At 39.7% G+C, this 17,802-nt stretch carries 14 protein-coding genes, 1 pseudogene and 1 riboswitch; of the genes and pseudogenes, 9 read left to right on the forward strand and 6 right to left on the reverse strand.

Features of this window, described 5'->3' with window-relative positions; translation table 11 throughout:
• The first annotated feature begins 39 nt into the window (after positions 1 to 39).
• The 4 genes from MHB67_RS18240 to MHB67_RS18255 all read left to right on the forward strand — a co-directional run bounded on the left by MHB67_RS18240 (position 40) and on the right by MHB67_RS18255 (position 6,226).
• Positions 40 to 1,293, forward strand: coding sequence for an MFS transporter (locus MHB67_RS18240; protein ID WP_151039581.1), 1,254 nt, complete (start codon positions 40 to 42; stop codon positions 1,291 to 1,293).
• Positions 1,290 to 3,617 carry an ABC transporter permease gene (locus tag MHB67_RS18245; protein WP_151039579.1) on the forward strand — a complete coding sequence of 776 codons (2,328 nt, stop codon included), beginning with the start codon at positions 1,290 to 1,292 and terminating at the stop codon, positions 3,615 to 3,617. Before MHB67_RS18240 ends, MHB67_RS18245 begins: the two co-directional genes overlap by 4 nt.
• A 13-nt stretch (positions 3,618 to 3,630) precedes the next feature.
• Complete coding sequence (locus MHB67_RS18250) at positions 3,631 to 4,392, forward strand: ABC transporter ATP-binding protein (protein WP_133744354.1); 762 nt, start codon at positions 3,631 to 3,633, stop codon at positions 4,390 to 4,392.
• A 655-nt stretch (positions 4,393 to 5,047) separates the two neighbouring features.
• A complete protein-coding gene (locus MHB67_RS18255; protein ID WP_151039575.1) occupies positions 5,048 to 6,226 on the forward strand; it encodes a Rap family tetratricopeptide repeat protein in 1,179 nt (392 codons plus the stop codon).
• 97 nt (positions 6,227 to 6,323) lie between these two features.
• Here the strand turns inward: MHB67_RS18255 and MHB67_RS18260 are convergent, their stop codons facing one another.
• The 4 genes from MHB67_RS18260 to MHB67_RS18275 form a co-directional block, all read right to left on the reverse strand.
• Positions 6,324 to 7,172, reverse strand: a complete 849-nt coding sequence (locus MHB67_RS18260) for a PRD domain-containing protein (RefSeq protein WP_151039573.1) — start codon at positions 7,170 to 7,172, stop codon at positions 6,324 to 6,326.
• 30 nt (positions 7,173 to 7,202) lie between these two features.
• A complete protein-coding gene (locus tag MHB67_RS18265; RefSeq protein ID WP_151039571.1) occupies positions 7,203 to 8,669 on the reverse strand; it encodes a glycoside hydrolase family 1 protein in 1,467 nt (488 codons plus the stop codon).
• A gap of 4 nt (positions 8,670 to 8,673) precedes the next feature.
• A complete protein-coding gene (locus MHB67_RS18270) occupies positions 8,674 to 10,533 on the reverse strand; it encodes a beta-glucoside-specific PTS transporter subunit IIABC (RefSeq protein ID WP_103131829.1) in 1,860 nt (619 codons plus the stop codon).
• Positions 10,534 to 10,884: 351 nt separating this feature from the next.
• Positions 10,885 to 11,778: a hypothetical protein gene (locus MHB67_RS18275; RefSeq protein WP_151039569.1), complete on the reverse strand. Its 894-nt coding sequence runs from the start codon at positions 11,776 to 11,778 to the stop codon at positions 10,885 to 10,887.
• A gap of 180 nt (positions 11,779 to 11,958) precedes the next feature.
• Between MHB67_RS18275 and MHB67_RS18280 the strand changes: the two genes are divergently transcribed.
• Positions 11,959 to 12,510, forward strand: a complete 552-nt coding sequence (locus MHB67_RS18280) for a PadR family transcriptional regulator (protein ID WP_212047952.1) — start codon at positions 11,959 to 11,961, stop codon at positions 12,508 to 12,510.
• A gap of 4 nt (positions 12,511 to 12,514) precedes the next feature.
• Positions 12,515 to 12,998 (forward strand): annotated as a pseudogene (locus MHB67_RS18285) (DUF4188 domain-containing protein).
• 11 nt (positions 12,999 to 13,009) lie between these two features.
• On the opposite strand, the gene MHB67_RS18290 reads toward MHB67_RS18285, so the two are convergent.
• Complete coding sequence (locus MHB67_RS18290) at positions 13,010 to 13,633, reverse strand: CoA pyrophosphatase (RefSeq protein WP_073208080.1); 624 nt, start codon at positions 13,631 to 13,633, stop codon at positions 13,010 to 13,012.
• 170 nt (positions 13,634 to 13,803) lie between these two features.
• Here MHB67_RS18290 and MHB67_RS18295 point away from each other — a divergent pair, with 170 nt between their 5' ends.
• Entirely contained in the window at positions 13,804 to 14,010 is a 207-nt protein-coding gene (locus MHB67_RS18295; protein ID WP_003215336.1) for a helix-turn-helix transcriptional regulator, read from the forward strand.
• Positions 14,007 to 14,687 (forward strand): DUF3169 family protein, encoded by a 681-nt coding sequence (locus tag MHB67_RS18300; RefSeq protein WP_044334845.1) that lies wholly within the window; start codon positions 14,007 to 14,009, stop codon positions 14,685 to 14,687. Before MHB67_RS18295 ends, MHB67_RS18300 begins: the two co-directional genes overlap by 4 nt.
• A 47-nt stretch (positions 14,688 to 14,734) precedes the next feature.
• On the opposite strand, the gene MHB67_RS18305 is transcribed toward MHB67_RS18300, so the two are convergent.
• Positions 14,735 to 16,081, reverse strand: coding sequence for an amino acid permease (locus tag MHB67_RS18305; protein ID WP_151039563.1), 1,347 nt, complete (start codon positions 16,079 to 16,081; stop codon positions 14,735 to 14,737).
• Between the two features lie 164 nt (positions 16,082 to 16,245).
• A riboswitch (glycine riboswitch) is annotated at positions 16,246 to 16,325 on the reverse strand.
• A 264-nt stretch (positions 16,326 to 16,589) separates the two neighbouring features.
• Between MHB67_RS18305 and MHB67_RS18310 the strand changes: the two genes are divergently transcribed.
• A complete protein-coding gene (locus MHB67_RS18310; protein ID WP_024423987.1) occupies positions 16,590 to 17,609 on the forward strand; it encodes a LacI family DNA-binding transcriptional regulator in 1,020 nt (339 codons plus the stop codon).
• The last annotated feature ends 193 nt before the right edge of the window (positions 17,610 to 17,802 follow it).

Consider the following 17,802-nt stretch of genomic DNA (forward strand, 5'->3'; position numbering starts at 1 on the left):
TTATAGACTGACGGTCGGTCTAAAAGGAGAGTGATATTCATGTCTTTGTTATCCAAAAGAGGGTCATCCCACTTTATCTACCTCGTTCTCGGGCAGATTATTTCCGTTTTCGGATCTTCTCTCATTCGGTTTGTTCTATCTTTACACGTATTGGATATGACGCATCGAGTTGATTTATATGCCTTACTTTTCGCTTTATCCAATATCCCGCTCCTTTTCTCCCCGTTAGCTGGTGCAATCGCTGACCGGTTTAACAGAAGGAACTTAATGATTTTATTTGATGTCCTCACCGGCATGATGATTCTTGCCTTTTATTTTTGGTTATTTTCGGGAAATGATTCACTCTATATGATCGGAGCTGTCATGATACTGCTTGGCGTGATGAGTACGTTCTATGCTCCCGCTGTCATGTCCAGCATTCCACAGCTAGTGAAACAAGAGCAATTAGAACAAGCAAACGGCATTGTCAATGGCGTTCAGGCACTTTCAGGTGTTCTCGCACCTATTATCGGAGGAGTTTTATACGGAATGATTGGAAGCCAATCCATCATCGGTGCAAGTGCCATCGTATTTTTTCTATCAGCTTGCATGCTTTTAAGGTTAAACATTTCCTTCTCCCCTAGTCCGCTGACAGAGTCTATGGGCAAAGTGCTCATAAAAGATATGAAACAAGGATTTTCTTATATTGGCAGCCAGCCATTTTTAAAAAGAGCCATGCTGCTTGCTGCAATGTTAAATTTCATCCTTACACCATTTTTTATTGTTGGGGGTCCAATCATTTTAAGGGTCACAATGAAGAGCAGTGACATCATGTATGGAATAGGCATGGGCTTGATTGAGTTCGCTGTCATCGCAGGGGCTCTGCTAGTTGGACTTGTAGCGAAGCATTGGCGCATTCCTACTTTATATCGCTGGCTTCTTGTCATCGCAGTCATCTTGCTGCCTGTGGCGTTCTCAACATCCAAAATAGCTCTTCAATTTGGTACTTATCCAGCTTATTTTCTCTTTTTAGCAGGATGTCTTCCAATTGCTATGCTGCTAACTATGATCTCAATCGTTGTGATTTCACATGTTCAAAAGAAAACACCAAATCATCAATTAGGAAAAGTGATGGCCAATCTGACAATGGTTTCTCAATGTGCTGCTCCGCTTGGCCAAATGATGTATGGATTTTTGTTCAATACGTTTTCAGCCACCATGTATGTGACGGTGCTCATCGTCAGTACTTTCATGTTTGCACTAGCCTGCTTAACAAAAAATATGCTTCAGCATGAAGGAGAAGCAGCCTCATGAGATTAGCGTTTATAAAGAAAGACTTAACCCGACACCGTCTCATTTCAATCGGCTTAACCATTTGCATCATGATGACTTCATTTCTCGCAGCAAGTGCAGCTCAAATGATCGTACAGCTGAATGGTTCCATTTCTAACCTGCTCCATTCTGCCAAAGCGCCAGACTTTGTCCAAATGCATGAAGGCGACCTAAATGAAAAAGACATTGAAGCATTTTCGAGCAAGCAATCCATAGTAAAAGCCCATCAAATCGTCCCAATGATACCAATTGAACATGCAAACATCAGGTTCGGACATGAGCCTGCCAAAGCAGGTGTGATGGATCATTTATTTGTGAAGCAAAATCGCAACTTTGATTTTCTTCTAAATGAACAAAACGAAAAGCTCACTGTCAATAAAGGTGAAGTGGCTGTCCCAATTTATTTTCAACAAAAGTATCGGCTTAACATAGGTGAAACATTACTGATTGAGAAAGGAGCTAATCAATTCATCTTTCGCATCAAAGCGTTCTTGCGAGATGCACAAATGAACCCCAGTCTTGTCAGTTCAAAAAGATTTCTTCTTCATAACGAGGATTGGGATGCAATAAATCAAGTGTTTCAACAAAAAGAGTACTTAATCGAATTTTTACTACATGATGCCTCGCAGACAGATGCTTTTCAAGCAATCTATCAATCATCACAGCTGCCACAACAAGGTCCATCTGTCACACTACCTTTACTGCGTATGCTGAATGCATTGACAGATGGAATGGTCATTGCCATTCTCCTGCTTGTTTGCCTGCTGCTCATCAGTATAGCCCTTCTCTCACTCCATCTTGCTATGACGGCTTCAATAGAAGAGGATGAACGTGAAATTGGCATACTGAAGGTGCTTGGGATCCCTTTAACAAGAATCAAGCAATTATACGTTGGTAAGTATGCCGCGCTTGCTTGTGCAGGGTGTATAGCGGGATATGTGTTAACGCTTATATTTGGTGATATGTTTACAACCAATATTCACCGTTACATGGGGAATCAGCCTTCTTTTGCTCATTGGTTAATCCCGCTTTTTGTTTCTATTGCGACGGCAATAATCGTCATCTCTTGCAGCTATGCTGTCCTAAGAAAGTTTGGTCAAATATCAGCTGCTCAAGCACTTCAAGGCGTTATCAATTCACCGAGTCAAAAGAAAAGAATACCTATGCATCTTAAGAAAAACAGGTTCATACCGATCAATATTTGGCTTGGTTTAAAAGACCTGATATCACGAAAGAAGTTGTACACAACGATTTCTTGTATTATTGCACTCTGTACATTTTTAATGCTCATGCCTATTCAGCTATGGCATACCTTACAATCACCGGATTTCATCACATACCTTGGCTCTGGTAAAAGTGACCTTCGAATGGATATACGCCAAGGAAATCATCTAGCGAAAAATACAAACGAACTAGAATCAATGATTCGTCAAGATCAGAGCATACAAACAGCAGCCATCTATAAAACTACTTCTCTTCAGGTGAAATCAAAGGAGAACACATTAGAAACGCTCTACTTAGAAACAGGTGAGCTCTCAGCATTTCCTCTCACCTATTTAAAAGGGCGGCAGCCTTTAAAGAATGAAGAAATTGCCTTATCCGTATTAAATGCAGATTCACTTCAGAAAAAGATAGGAGAAAGAATCACTCTCGTGAATAATGGGCATGAAATCCAAAGAACGGTAACAGGTATTTATCAGGACGTAACCAATGGGGGCAAAACAGCAAAAGCAATATCACAGCCATTTCCTCAAACAGCTCTTTGGCAAACCATTCAAATCCAACTAAAGCTAGGAGTAAATATTGCAGAGAAAAAGACAATATTTGAAAAAAAGGTATCTCCTGCAAAAGTGACAGATATGAAAGAATACGTTCATCAAACGATCGGCAGCACAGCAGCTATTGTAAAAGTCATTGCATTTTTTGCTGCATTAGCTGCCTTTGGAACCGCCAGCTTAATGCTATTCATGTTTCTGCACATGTTAAAGGCAAAAGATTCGAGCCGAAACCACATGCTAAGAACAATTGGATTTTCTATAACAGATATAACAGCACAATATATAACGAGTTTTCTCGTTGTTCTCTCTTTTGGCGCCCTTATTGGAACAATTGCAGTCAATACCATTGGTCCTGCTTTGATGAGTGTCGGTGGAGCATCATTAGGGGCGTCGAGCCTTCAGTGGCTGTCACCACAATGGGTGTCAGTTGTGTACCCCGTTACACTAGTTATTGTCAATTTAGCTTTGACCACCTGGTTATTGAAGACGTTTTTTTCCAGTCCAACGACAAGGCAAACACTTTTATAAGGAGATGTTTCACATGGAACACTTGATTGAAACGAAGCGATTGTCATTGCATATCGATTCATTAAAAGGACAGAAACAAACGATTCTTAAGAATATTCATTTATCGATAAAGCGTGGAGAATTCGTGACCATTATGGGACCTTCTGGATGCGGGAAAACATCCTTACTTTATCAGCTTAGCGGCATAGAAACAGCTTCAACAGGAGAGATCAAATATAAAGGCCGATCACTATCAGAAATGACAGACAAACAGTTAACTGCTCTGCGCTTAACAGAGATGGGGTTTGTCTTTCAGCACAGCCATTTATTAAAAAATCTTAATCTATTTGACAACATCATTGCTGCAGCTTATTTAGCAAAGAAAAAGCCAAGACAAAAATTGAATGAACGAGCTCAATATTTAATGGAAAAACTTGATATTGACCATTTGGCAAATAGATATTTGACAGAAGTATCAGGAGGACAACTTCAAAGAGCCGCTATCTGCCGAGCGCTCATGAATGAACCAGACATACTTTTTGCTGATGAACCAACAGGTGCTCTTAATTCCAGTACAACGAAGGAAGTGATGAATATTTTTTCAAGAGTACACGCTGAAGGAGCAACACTGCTGCTTGTCACACATGACCCCAAGGTGGCTCTTCGTTCTGAAAAAATCATGTTTATGAATGACGGAGAAATTGCAGACAGTTTACAATTAGGAAGATATGACCTTTCAACTGCCGAGAACCGAGAAATGAGATTAAATCAATGGCTGCAAGATTTAGGTTTTTAATCTGAGTTCAAACAGGCAGAAAACTGCCTGTTCTACTTTTTTTGGCACTCAAAGGAGTAATCCATAGACAAACTATTTGTTTCTAAGATGATTTTGCCGCCAGCTTGTTGACATGATTCTGTCAACAGCTCAATTTCTTTGCCATAAAAGTATCTCTTTGACATATAAAGAGTCACTAAAGCAAGTAACAGAGTCGCGATAATGACTGTGATTTGTCTATTTAAACTTTGAAATCTTTTTTTCATTTCAACATCCTTTCTAAAGGGCTGAGTTTGTGTTTAATACTTACATTTGGCTGCATCTATCAGTTTCTTATCTCATGATCTAGCAACATCATACATGATTTTCTTTCCTAGATCGACCTTCCATTTTCCCTCTGAAATAGCTAAAACTTCTTTATTCCAAATATACGAGTGATATTTTCGTTCATTATCACAAAATCCATTGTATATATCCCTTTTTTAGATTTCCAAAAAGAGATTTTATTCATTTGTGCTAACAAGCAATCACCCTTACAATATCGTACATCACATGACCTTAGGTCCTTTTTATTACCTCTTGTCAATCTCTTCACAGAAACGATTATATTTTACCAAAAATTGTGATATCGTTTTTTATGAAACAGGTGAAAGGATCTTAAAGAGGTGAAATTTCCATGGCTATCATTTCTGCTGAACAGGTGGGGAATCGTTTAAATGATTGGAGAATTGCAATTCGCAAGCATGATGTACACAGTGCAAAAGCAATGTATACAGAATTAAAAGAATTACTTCAAAAAATGGAAGAAAATCAGGAAGTCTTGACCTATTACTCATTGCTAGAAGGCAAGTATAAACTCATGTTATATGAACGGAGAGGTACAAAACTGAAGGAACAACCAGAGCCAGATTGCCCCTCTAAAACAAACGACTTAATTGAATACTATTTTTACCTGTACAAAGCCCTTTACGCTTCATATAAAAGAGACTATGCATCAGCCATTGGACTGTTTAAAATTGCCGAGAAAAAACTACAACACATTCCTGATGAAATAGAAGTAGCAGAATTTCATACGAAAATCGCTAACTTATATATGCTACTTCGTCAAAGCCTGATTTCTCTACACTATATTCAGAATGCTATTGATATTTTCAAAAGTCATGAAGGATATGAGAGAAGACTAGCTGCAGCCTTTGTGATCGCCGCTGCTAATTATATGGACATTGGTGACTTTATAAGAGCAGAAGACTACTACAAAAAAGCATTACACATCGCAGACAGTCTCAATGATCATTTTCTAACATCACAGCTTTATCATAATATCAGCATTTTGTACGCCGAAGCTGGCGAATCAAAAAAATGTATTGATGCCCTAGAAAAGGCTCTTAGTGATGAAGACTATCTCTCTTCGTGTTACTTTCATCACTCCATGTACATGTTAATGAAAGAGCTGCTTTCTATCGATGAAAGGACACAAGCTCTCTATTACTTCGAATTGGTGAACCAAAAACATGAATCAGAGAAATGCCCCATCTATACAGCAAAAATGAATTTGCTTTACCATCTATATTTCACTGAAGATATGGCTCAAAAAACTCAAGCCTGTTTCGATGAAATCAGCATTCTTAAAAAATTAAAAGATGCTGAAGGAGTCTGTGAATTAAGTGCATTAGCTGCAAAACACTTTGAAGAGCTGGGAGCCATTCATCAAGCCTATCTCTTTTTAAAGGAAGCTGATCGCATGAAACATCCTATCATTGACTGGGGGAATTCTAATGAAAAAAATGAGTTTATTGATTATCACTTTGACCATCGTTGTTTTAGGACAAACAGGGGCTTTCAATTCATTAAATGATGGCAATCCTGGTACAACAGAACGACCTATCGGAACTTAATATAAACATTGGTCATACAAAGAACCACTCGCCTCATCAAGGCAAGTGGTTCCACATTTATTTTAGTTGCTGATAAGATATGAGGCGGTGTATATGTACCGCAAGATAAGTAAGCTCATCATTAGGAATGACGATACTATGCACCTGTTTAATATAGTCTTTGATTTTAAAAGCAACATCCATCGCTTGAGGATATAAGTGTGCAATTTGTTCAAATAACTCATTTTCTTGATCTGATAATAATTTATCAGCATAAAATCTTTCTACGAAGAATTTCACATGTGTAATGAACCGGCTGTAATGAATATTCTCTTGATCCATTTCCATATTCAACGTATAGCGCACAAGATTGACAATACTTCCGATCATCTTGGCGTATTTCATACCATCTTTCGACTCGGACTCTTCACCTAATGCATTAATTAAGTGAAAGGCGATATTGGCAGCTTCTTCTTTTGGTAATTGTATGCCCAATGTGTCATTGACTAACTCAAGTGCGTAATTTCCTACTTCAAATTCTTCTGTATAGTAATTTTTGATTTCCCAATACACGCGATTCGTAATATTAATATTCTTTTTATGACGTTCCACTGCAAAATTCAAATGATCCATTAAGGTAAAATAAACACCTGAATTTAAATTTGAGTTTAAACGTTTTTCTGCATATTTGACGATGTGCTGAGTTAAATCGATTAATTCCTGCGGCATTGAATCTAACAGTTGAAGAAATTCTTTTGCTCTCATGTTATCGACTGACATAAAGACTTGGTCCGCTTTTTTCTCTTCTATCATTTGACCTGGTTTCTGTCCATAGCCAATTCCTCGGCCGAACAAAACCATCTCCTGTTGGTTCTGATCTTCAGCCAGGACCACACTCGAGTTTAAAACTTTTTTGATTTTAAACATCGTCATCACCTGTTTTCATGATTGTGGTGTTCAATCAAGCGATTCTCCGTTCGTCTCAATGACTTTTTGGTACCAATAAAATGAGTCTTTTCGAGATCGTTTTAATGTCCCGTTCCCGTCATCATCTTGATCTACGTGAATGAAGCCATAACGTTTTGACATTTGTGATGTACCTGCACTAATAATATCAATCGAGCCCCAGCTCGTATATCCAAAGAGATCGACGCCTTCTTCAATGGCTTCTCTCATTTGACGGAAATGCTCTTTAAAATAGTTAATTCGATAGTCGTCATGGATTGAGCCATCATTTTCAACTACATCCTTTGCACCCATGCCGTTCTCGACTATGATAAGAGGTTTTTGATAGCGATCATACAATTCGATCAAAGAAATTTTTAGACCAACCGGATCAATTTGCCAGCCCCAGTCAGTTGAAGGAAGATAAGGGTTTTTGACTCCACGAATGGTATTCCCTTCTGTCTCTTCTAATCCTTCTTGGGCTGATTCCGTTAAAGACATATAGTAGCTAAATGAGATAAAATCTACTGTATTTTCTTTTAAAATGGTTAGATCATCTGCTTCCATTTGAATATGAATATCTTTTCTCTCAAGCATGCGCTTGATCATTGGTGGATACTCGCCAAATACTTGAACATCTGCATAGAAATAGTTTTCTAAGTTTTGTTTCAAAGCTTGTTCCACATCATTCGGGTGGCACGTATGCGGATACGTTGTCAATTTTGTCAGCATACATCCTACCTGGCTGCCTGGGATGATACGATGGCAATCTGCTGTTACAAGAGCAGATGCGACAAATTGATGATGAAGTGCTTGGTACACCGTCTCTTCTACTTTTCCTTCTGGGCAGCGATCAGGAATAATTCCCGCTGTAATGAAAGAGTGGCGGTGAATACTATCAATTTCATTAAAGGTGAGCCAATATTTCACATCATCTTTATAACGTTCGAAACAAACATTGGCGAACTTCACAAAGAGGTCGATTACTTTTCTTTCAACCCAGCCATTATATTTCACACTAAGGGCTAAAGGCATTTCATAATGAGAGAGAGTCACGATCGGTTCTATGTTGTGTTTTTTCATTTCTGCAAAGACACGTTCGTAAAATTGCAGCCCTTTTTCATTCGGTTCCGCTTCTTCTCCAGTAGGGAAGATACGACTCCACGCAATAGAAATCCGAAGTGTTTGAAATCCCATTTCAGCAAAGAGAGCCAAATCCTCTTTATAGTGATGATAGAAATCAACACCTCTGCGCTTTGGGTATTTTTTATCGTCTGGATCTTTCATCGCACGATCTATATTTTCAGTGGTAACAGCAAGATGACCTTCATAATCTTCTACACTCAAGTTGGAACGGTACATTGCAATATCTGCAACAGACGGTCCCTTTCCATCTATATTCCAGGCGCCTTCTGCCTGGTTAGCAGCAATGGCGCCGCCCCATAAAAATCCTTTTGGAAAACCTTTGATTTTTTTCATATGATTAGCCTCCTAATTGTGTAACAACCATCAATGTATCTTGACGATTGACCTCTTGTAATGGCTGTACCTTAATATCATATTGATCTGTATTTGTGACTACAGCAAGAGTTACTGGATCATACCCTGCTTCCATGATTTTTTCTAGGTCAAATTCAATCAATAAATCACCCGCTTGAACACGATCTCCAGCCTGCACCTTTGGATGGAAATACTGTCCTTCCAACTGAACGGTGTCAATGCCGATGTGGAATAATACTTCAACTCCATGGTCCGTCTTCATACCAAGTGCATGGTTTGTTTCGAACAGTAAGGTTACCTCTCCATCTACTGGTGCATAAAGTGCTCCCTTTGAAGGTACAATGGCAATTCCTTCTCCCATGACCTTTGAAGAGAAAATATCATCTTTCACTTCAGATAGAGAGATCATTTGACCAATCACAGGGCTTTTGAATGTTTCTCCTGCTCCAATTTTTTCAGCAAACCCAGCTTGGTCCTTTGTCTTTTCTTCTACAGTTCGATCTTTACCTAATACAAAAGCAGCGATAAAGGCGACAATAAACGAAATGACCGCTCCAATGATAGCAAACATCAAATTTCGCGGGAGCTCATCTGATATAAACATCGACATGCTTGCTAACCCAGGGCCAACAAGCACAAAGGCTTGTATACCAACTAAACCAATGAAAATCCCGCCAACAAACGAACCCATCATAACACTTCCAAGGACTCGCTTATTTTGCAGTGTCACACCATACAGCGCCGGCTCTGTGATGCCAAAAAAGGCTGATATTCCTGCCGAAATGGCTGTTGATCTGAGTACCTTGTCTTTTGTTCGAAGTGCCACAGCAAAACACGCTCCACTTTCCGCGATATTATGCGCAAGTGATGCCGGTAAATAAAGTGCTTCTTTCCCAAGGGTTCCCATCGTTGTGACTGCATAAGGGACCATTGCTTTGTGCATGCCTGAAGCAACCATGAATGGGAGGACCGCTGCTAAAATTGCGACAGCTACCCAGCCTACCGTATTAAACATCGCAAGAATAATAGATGAAAAGCCTTGCCCCGCTGTAAAACCAATCGGTCCTAACAGAAGTAGCGTAACTGGTACAGTAATGACCAATGACATCATCGGAACGAAGAAAATCCGAATTGGTTTTGGTGAAAACCGTGTAAAGAATTTTTCCATTTTCGCGTAAAGCAATACAGAAAGGATTGCCGGAAACACTTGATATGCATAAGCTATATTTTTTACATCGAATGAAAGTAATTGCGCACCTTCTGTAAGCATCGCCGTCATGTTCGGCAGAAGGAGCGCACCGACTGCTGATAGAGCGACCAGTGGATTTACTTTTAGTTTATTCGCCGTCGTTACAGCAACTAGTAAAGGCAGAAAGTAAAGTGGTGCATCACCTACCATGTTCAGTATTTGATAGGTTTGTCCCTTTGCATCCATCCAGCCTAATAAAGAGAAAAGGAGAAGAAATGATTTTAAAATTCCTCCGCCTGCGATAGCTGGTACAAGCGGCTGGAAGACACCGACAATGAAATCTAACAGAACTGTGCCTGCTTTTCTTTTTTCTTTTGGCTGGTTGGATGGCACGTCTTGGCTTGATGAGGTGCTGCCTATTAAACTAGTTACCTTTTGATACACTTCAATGACATCATTCCCAATGACTACTTGGCATTGTCCTGACATTCTGACAGCTATAACACCTGGTGTTTTTTCTAGTGCTGGTACATCTGCTTTTTTCTGATCGATTAGTGTGAAGCGAAGCCTTGTTGAACAGTGTTCAAGGTGCGCAATGTTTTCTTTGCCGCCTACATGCTGTAAAACGTCTTTGGCAACTTGTGTGTAATTCATTTTTTCTTCTCCCCCTTTTCTCATACACGAGACCTATATTTTGGCAATAAAAAAAGGATCTAAAACGACAAATAAAAGAAATTCATCGTTTTTAGATCCTGCCTGCATGACCAGTCACATGTCTAATTTATTCATATTGGATTTGTTTTTAGTATATATTGATTATATGAAAGCGTCAACATTTATTTTTCTAAAAATTATTAAGGTCTATATACCCAAATTACTCTTCTTTCATTGTTGAAATAACCTTCCTGTTTTTTTATACAATAAATATCCTTTTATCACTCACCAAAAACTACTTCCATCTAAAAACCAGATAAGTTTAAAATGACCCATCTGGTTTATCATCATCTATTTTTTCTTTTCTTCAGCCTGCTTTTTGAATGCTTCCGTTTGTTCTTGATATTCCTCTTTCGTGACAGCTTTAAATTCTATTGTACCGCCTGCCATTTTAAAAGGAAATTTAATTGATGTTGCATCTCGATCAGTTTCCCCTAAAATAAACCCCTTTTCAATTGCAGGATAAGTACTCAAATCAAACATTATCCCATCTGAAACACCACCGGCTGTATGTTTCGTTTCTTTATATGGTTCACCACCATCTCCTGGGACCGTTCTCATCAAAAAAGAACCTGCCCATTCAGACTGCATATACATCCGTTTTACTTTTAGAAATAGCTGGTATGAACCATCCTCCGCTGTATATAGATAACCATAAGCGCCTGTTACTTTCTTAATAAAGTTTCTTACATAATCATGGAATCTATTCTCAGAGTCCTCCATCAATTCATCATATCGGTCATGAATGTCCTTTTGAACAGCACGTAGTTTTGTTTGATCAACTGCTTTATAGATGATGCTTTGCTTTTCACCTTGTTTTTTCACAGAAAGATCTTTTTCATCAAGGTGAACTTTATATGTGATCGTCTCTTTCTCTTGCTTCACTTGAAATTCGTAACCGTTTTCAACAGTTTTACCAGTTAATTTATATTTGTTGATAAATAGGTTAGGATCAAAATGTCTTTTTGGGTTTTCCTCCAAAATGGTTTCATTCAGATAACCAGTGACTTTCCCTTTTCTCTCCGTTAACTTGAACCAGTTCACTTGATCCTTTGTCTTATATACAAAGGCGTAATAGTTGTTCAATACACTATTTTTTGCATTTGCTTGGTATGCTATCCAGCTGACAGCAACGATGACTAGTACCGCTAAAATTGCTACGATCCAGATTTTTGATCTATTCATACATACCTCCTCTGATCATTGATCTGACGGATTTTTATTTTTTCTATCAATATATTGTGATGCATCTCCTAGCGATCTCTTCACCTCCTTCATTGGATTTTTTCTAAAACCTCTTGTATCACCAATGGATATCGCATATTATATATCTAAATGATATATCTTTTAGATAGGTGTGCTGACATGAAAAAATACAATGATACGACGTATGCGATTTTAGGTATTTTAACGACTGATTGTAAGTCAGGGTACGAAGTGAAGCAATTAATTGATAGAAGCCTGCATCATTTTTGGAAAATCAGTTATGGACAAATTTATCCAGCTTTAAAGTTAATAGTCGAGGAAGGCCTTGCGGAAGTTTCACCTGCTGCTACTTCTGGCCGCTCAGACAAGCGGGAATATCATTTGACTGAAAAAGGACTGGATACGTTAAGAGAGTGGCTGGCGCAGCCGCTCGATCAGTTACCAACAGAGCGTAATGAGGTGTTATTAAAGTTATTCTTCGGTCAATATCTTTCGTTTGAGAAGAAACTAGCGCTTTTACAGGATTATGAGCGGCAGCTCCGTATTCGTTATGAAACTTATGTGTCAATTGAACAAAACATTCAAGAGCTTTATCCAGATGAAGCGGATGCGAAGTATTGGCTGTTTACTTTAGATTATGGGAAAAGAGTGGCTCAAGCAGGCATTGATTGGTGCGTGGACACATTCCATTCGATGAAGAAGGAAGGGTAAATGAATGAAAAAAGTCATACGTGCTGGCAGATTTACAACGGACAATTCTGATTCGATTGTTGTATTCATTATCGGAATGAGGATCAACAAACGCTGGGCCATTCATCAATGGCTGCCTGTGTTCATGGCAATGCCTGGCATGATCAAGGAGCTGTATACCCATCAAGATGAGCTTGGGTTTCTTGGAACAGAGAATTACTTCGGATTACGCACGACAGCGATGATTCAATATTGGAAATCAACCGATGACCTCCTTGCCTATGCCAAGATGAAAGAAGCATTTGGCTGCTTGGAAAGAATTTAACCAAAGAGCACGAAATAATGACGCGGTCGGAATTTATCATGAAACGTACCAAATTCAAGCCGGCTCGTATGAATCCATCTACGTGAACATGCCTTCCTACGGACTGGGCCAAGCAAAATCCCCTATTTCAATCAGTAAAGGACAACAAACAGCGAAGGAACGCCTGAATACAACAAATTCCTAGAGAGCGATTCTCTAGGAATTTCTTTTTGCAACGGTCACAAAATGCTTTAATATGCGGGCTGTTAATCCCCATATGGTGTAGTTTTTGTAATCATAAAACCATTCCTCAATCGAACGGCTTCCCCAGCTGTATTTTTCACCATTCATGATTTTTTCATAAGGGAAGTCCTCGCCTGGTGTTGGCTGAACGGATACATGATGCAAGTACGGCTCATATTGGCTGAGCCATGATAGAGGCACGGTAAAAGTCTCCTCTACTTCTTCTTGATTAAAGGAGTGTTTCACTTTTTGCTCATCAATGATACCAACATATGGGTATACCACGAAGGATGGAGAAGCGATATAAGGACTAAGCTGTCCAAGGATCTCGACCGATTCTGGCGGAATGCCCAGCTCTTCATGTGTTTCTCGCAGTGCAGCTTCCTGTGCAGTTTCGCTGCCGTCAAGCTTGCCCCCAGGAAAGCTAATATCCCCCGGCTGTTTTCTCATGGTGAGCGATCGTACCTCAAATAATATATGCCATTCTCCATTTACTTGCACCAAAGGGATAAGGACTGCTGCTTTGAACGCTGTCTCTTCTCCAATGAACAACGGCTGTGATTGATGTAAGTCATTTTTTAATTGATCAATGAACACGGACATCACCTGTTTTCTGTTTCTCTTTCCTTTAGCGTATCATGGTTCTCCTTTTGAATAAAGATGATCCTTCTGACAATTATTTTTATCATTTTGACAACTTTACTTGTCAAAATGAATATAATGCTTTACAATCAAGGAAAGATTTCAAGCAAAATTGAGGTGACAGAATGAAAAATCGGTTAAAAGAGCTTCGTGCGCGTGATGGTTTAAACCAAACTGAGCTGGCAAAGCGTGCAAAGGTCTCTCGTCAGACCATCAGCTTAATGGAACGAGATGAGTTAATGCCGTCTCTCTTGCTCGCGGTTAAGCTTTCACGAATTTTTCAGGAACCCATTGAACGTATTTTTCTATTCGAGGAGGATGAACTCTCATGAAAACTGTATACAAAATGCTCTTAGGTGCTCTCCTTGGCTTTCTCGGCGCTTACTGTCTGCTGGCAGCTGAATTTGAGATGACACTTCTTGATGTTGCATTTGAAGCGACTCTTGTCATCAGTGGATTGACGATTTTATTGATTATTTATTGTTTTTCAGGGATTTCACGTATGAAAAAAAGAGTATCTCTTTCGGTCTCTGGTGATGAGGAGGATGAACTGGAGGTAAAACAATATCGGACCTTTACTGATTTGACTTTAGCCAATACGGTAAGTACCATTTTTTCCATTGTTGCCATCGGTATCGCGATCGTCACCGAGCAGCCACTCTGGCTGATTCTCGTCAATGCTGCTTTATTTATCGTCACCGTTATCAGTTCATATATATCGATATCTGTTCTAAAGCTTGTCTACCCTAATCGGAACCTGCCAAGTCTATCTGACAAAGACTACAGTAAAAAGCTGCTCGCCATTTCGGACGAAGGCGAAAAGCATGTGATGCTTGGCGGACTGTTTCATACGTATCAAATGATGAATATCCTATTGACCAGCGCCATGTTTATTTTGATTGTGTATTCCCTTGGAGCCAATCACTCTCAGCTGTTCTCAATCATGGTCATTGGGGTTGTTTTGATCATTTTGAATGCAAATTATGTGCTAAAGATTAGAAATCGTTAAATGAACAAAAGCACAGCCTCATGCAAAGGCTGTGCTTTTTCCGTTCATTATGACGCGCGGCGTTTCTTTCGTGCATAGATCAATAGTAAGAAACCAAACCAGACCGGCGTTAATAAGAGCGCGGGGCGTGTTGCATCTGCAAACAGCATGATCACTAGAATCGCAGCGAAGAGAACCAAAACACATATATTCACAAAAGGGGTGAACGGTGCTTTAAAGGTCGATGCTGCATGCAGTTCAGGCTTTGTTTTTTTATATTTCAAATGACAAATTAAAATAATACTCCATACCCAAATGAAACAAATGGCACTGATCGTTGTCACAATACCAAAGGCTTGCTCGGGAATCAGCTTGCTTAAAAGTGCACCGACCGATACCACAATCGTCGAAACGAATAGCGCATTACTTGGGACAGCATGCTTGTTCAACCGTCCAAAGGAAGCTGGACCCTGCTTTTGATGACTGAGATTATACAGAATGCGGCTCGTCGAGAACATGCCGCTATTACAAGCTGATGCCGCAGATGTCAGGACGACAAAGTTGATGAGCCCTGCTGCTACTGGTATCCCAATGAGTCCAAAGGTTTTCACAAAAGGACTTTCTGATGCACTGAGCTCAGTCCATGGGTTAATACATAGTAAGACAAAGATCGCACCCACATAGAAAAATAGAATTCTTAATGGAATCTTATTAATTGCAGAAGGGATGTTTTTTTGCGGATTGGCTGTTTCTGCTGCGGACACACCGACCAGTTCAACTCCCACATACGCAAAAATCACCATCTGGAATGACAGCAAGAAGCCTGTGACACCATTCGGGAATAACCCGCCATGAGACCATAAATTCGTTATCGTCACCGGTCCGGCATCTGTTTGAAAACCAATGATTAAAAGAACAATTCCAACCCCGATCAATAATAGAATCGTAATCACTTTAATGAGTGCAAACCAAAATTCCATTTCTCCGAAAAGCTTTACCGTTAATAGATTCAATCCTAGTAAAATCAACAAACAAATGATGGCAGGAATCCACTGCGGGATGTCAAACCAATACTGCACGTACACACCGACCGCGATAACATCCGCCATCGCTGTCATAATCCAGCAAAACCAATATGTCCACCCTGTCACAAAGGAAGCCCACGGGCCGAGATAGTCCTCCGCAATATCGGTTAATGATTGATAGCCTGCCTTCGATAAAAGCAATTCCCCGAGTGCCCTCATGACAAAAAAGATGGCCATCCCGACAATTAAATAAGCAAAAATGATTGAAGGACCTGCCAATTGAATCGCTTTTCCAGATCCTAAAAACAACCCTGTTCCAATGGTTCCGCCAATGGCAATCAATTGCACATGACGGTTTGATAAATCTCGTTTTAATTCTTGTTGTGCCAATGCTAACACCCTCCTACGACACGATCTTATACTGAAATAATGAACCCTTTAAAAAAGTCCATAAAAAAAGAGATTGGATGCGCTCCAATCTCACGGTCATAAAAGAATAGCAAAATAGAGAAAAGTCATACACGGCATCATCCATGCACCACAAATACAATATTTCGTACTCTTCTGTCCTTTTGCCTGAGATTGTGAACCCTTCGGCGCCGCACACACATGCGGTCTCTCCAGAAGCTGCTCCTGCTATAGTGTGACCCACAGCATTCATAGCCTTCGTTATTTAATTAAAATGTTGCTATTTCTGAATAATTTTATATTTTACGCCTCATTCAGAAAGCTGTCAATGGTAATCTTTTATGATTTACGGCGGTACGCATATGTCTTCACTTCATCAATCCCACCTGATTCATGTATAATAAATCAAAAGATGTTCGGCTCGTTTGATGGAGAAATCCCTCTTGATCATGAACAAAGTTAAGCAATCCATGGAAGTTGGTGAAGATAAATGAAAAAAATGAACAAACAGCGTGTTACATTACAGGAAGTCGCCAAGCATGCCGGTGTCTCGACTTCAACGGCATCACTCGTTGTTCGAAATAATCCTAGAATCTCTGAAGCCACTCGAAACAAAGTACTGCAATCCATGGAGGACTTAGGATACGTATACGACCGCGTTGCTGCTAACATGCGGTCAAAAAGCTCAAATATCGTTGGTGTGATTGTGACGGATATTTCTAACACCTTTATTTCGGAGTTTTTAATTGGCGTACAGACCACACTTGAATCGCTGGGCTATACTGTTTTACTTGGTACAACCTTTGACAGTGTCGATAAACAGGAGCGGCTCATTTCCACCATGGTAGAGCACCGAGTGGGCGGGATTATTTTAAACCCAGCTTCGAAAAGCTCTGCTCGAACGGTCAAACAATTAAATCAAATTCGCACCCCAAAAGTATTGGCAAATCGTGAATTATCAGACGTGCAATGTGACTATGTCGGTGTTGATTATGAACAAGGTACTTGGATGGCGGTTCATCATCTTCTTCAAAAGGGGCATCGCCGCATCGCTTTTTTAGGCGGCATTAAGACCTCTTCGACTTGGATTGAGCGGATGAAAGGTTTCAAAAGAGCTCATGACGAAGAAAATGTGACGATTGATGAGTCGCTTATTATTGATATAGTACCTACTCGCGAAGGCGGGAAAGAAGCACTCGCCCAAGTGATGGATCAGCCCGAGCCCCCTACTGCTATTTTTTGTTTCAGTGACTTAGTCGCTTTTGGAGTCATTCAAGCACTGTCAGCACGGGGCATCCAGCCTGGTGAAGATATTGATGTCGTTGGATTCGATAATGTTCCTGAAGCGGAAATGTACCATCCGCCGCTCACCACTGTATCCTCCTTCCCCCGATCCATCGGGGTAAAAGCAGCGAACCTTTTATATCATAAAATGAACGAACAGGATGAAGAGCTGCAGCGATTGATTTTAAAGCCTCAACTTCATATTAGAGAAACCTCTCCATCATGATGAAAAAGAGAATTGTGTGCAGCAATTCTCTTTTTTTATTGATCAAGTCAACTATTTCTTTGTTTCATTTTTCTTTTTTTAAATCACAAAGTCATAAACTTGACACATTTAAAATGCAGGAGTATATTTATCTCGTTGCTTCTTTTAGTATATCGTTATACCTATTTCATCATATTATTATTTCTATCAAAAA

The sequence above is a fragment of the Bacillus sp. FSL H8-0516 genome, from assembly GCF_038635285.1.
Lineage (GTDB): Bacteria > Bacillota > Bacilli > Bacillales > Bacillaceae > Bacillus > Bacillus safensis.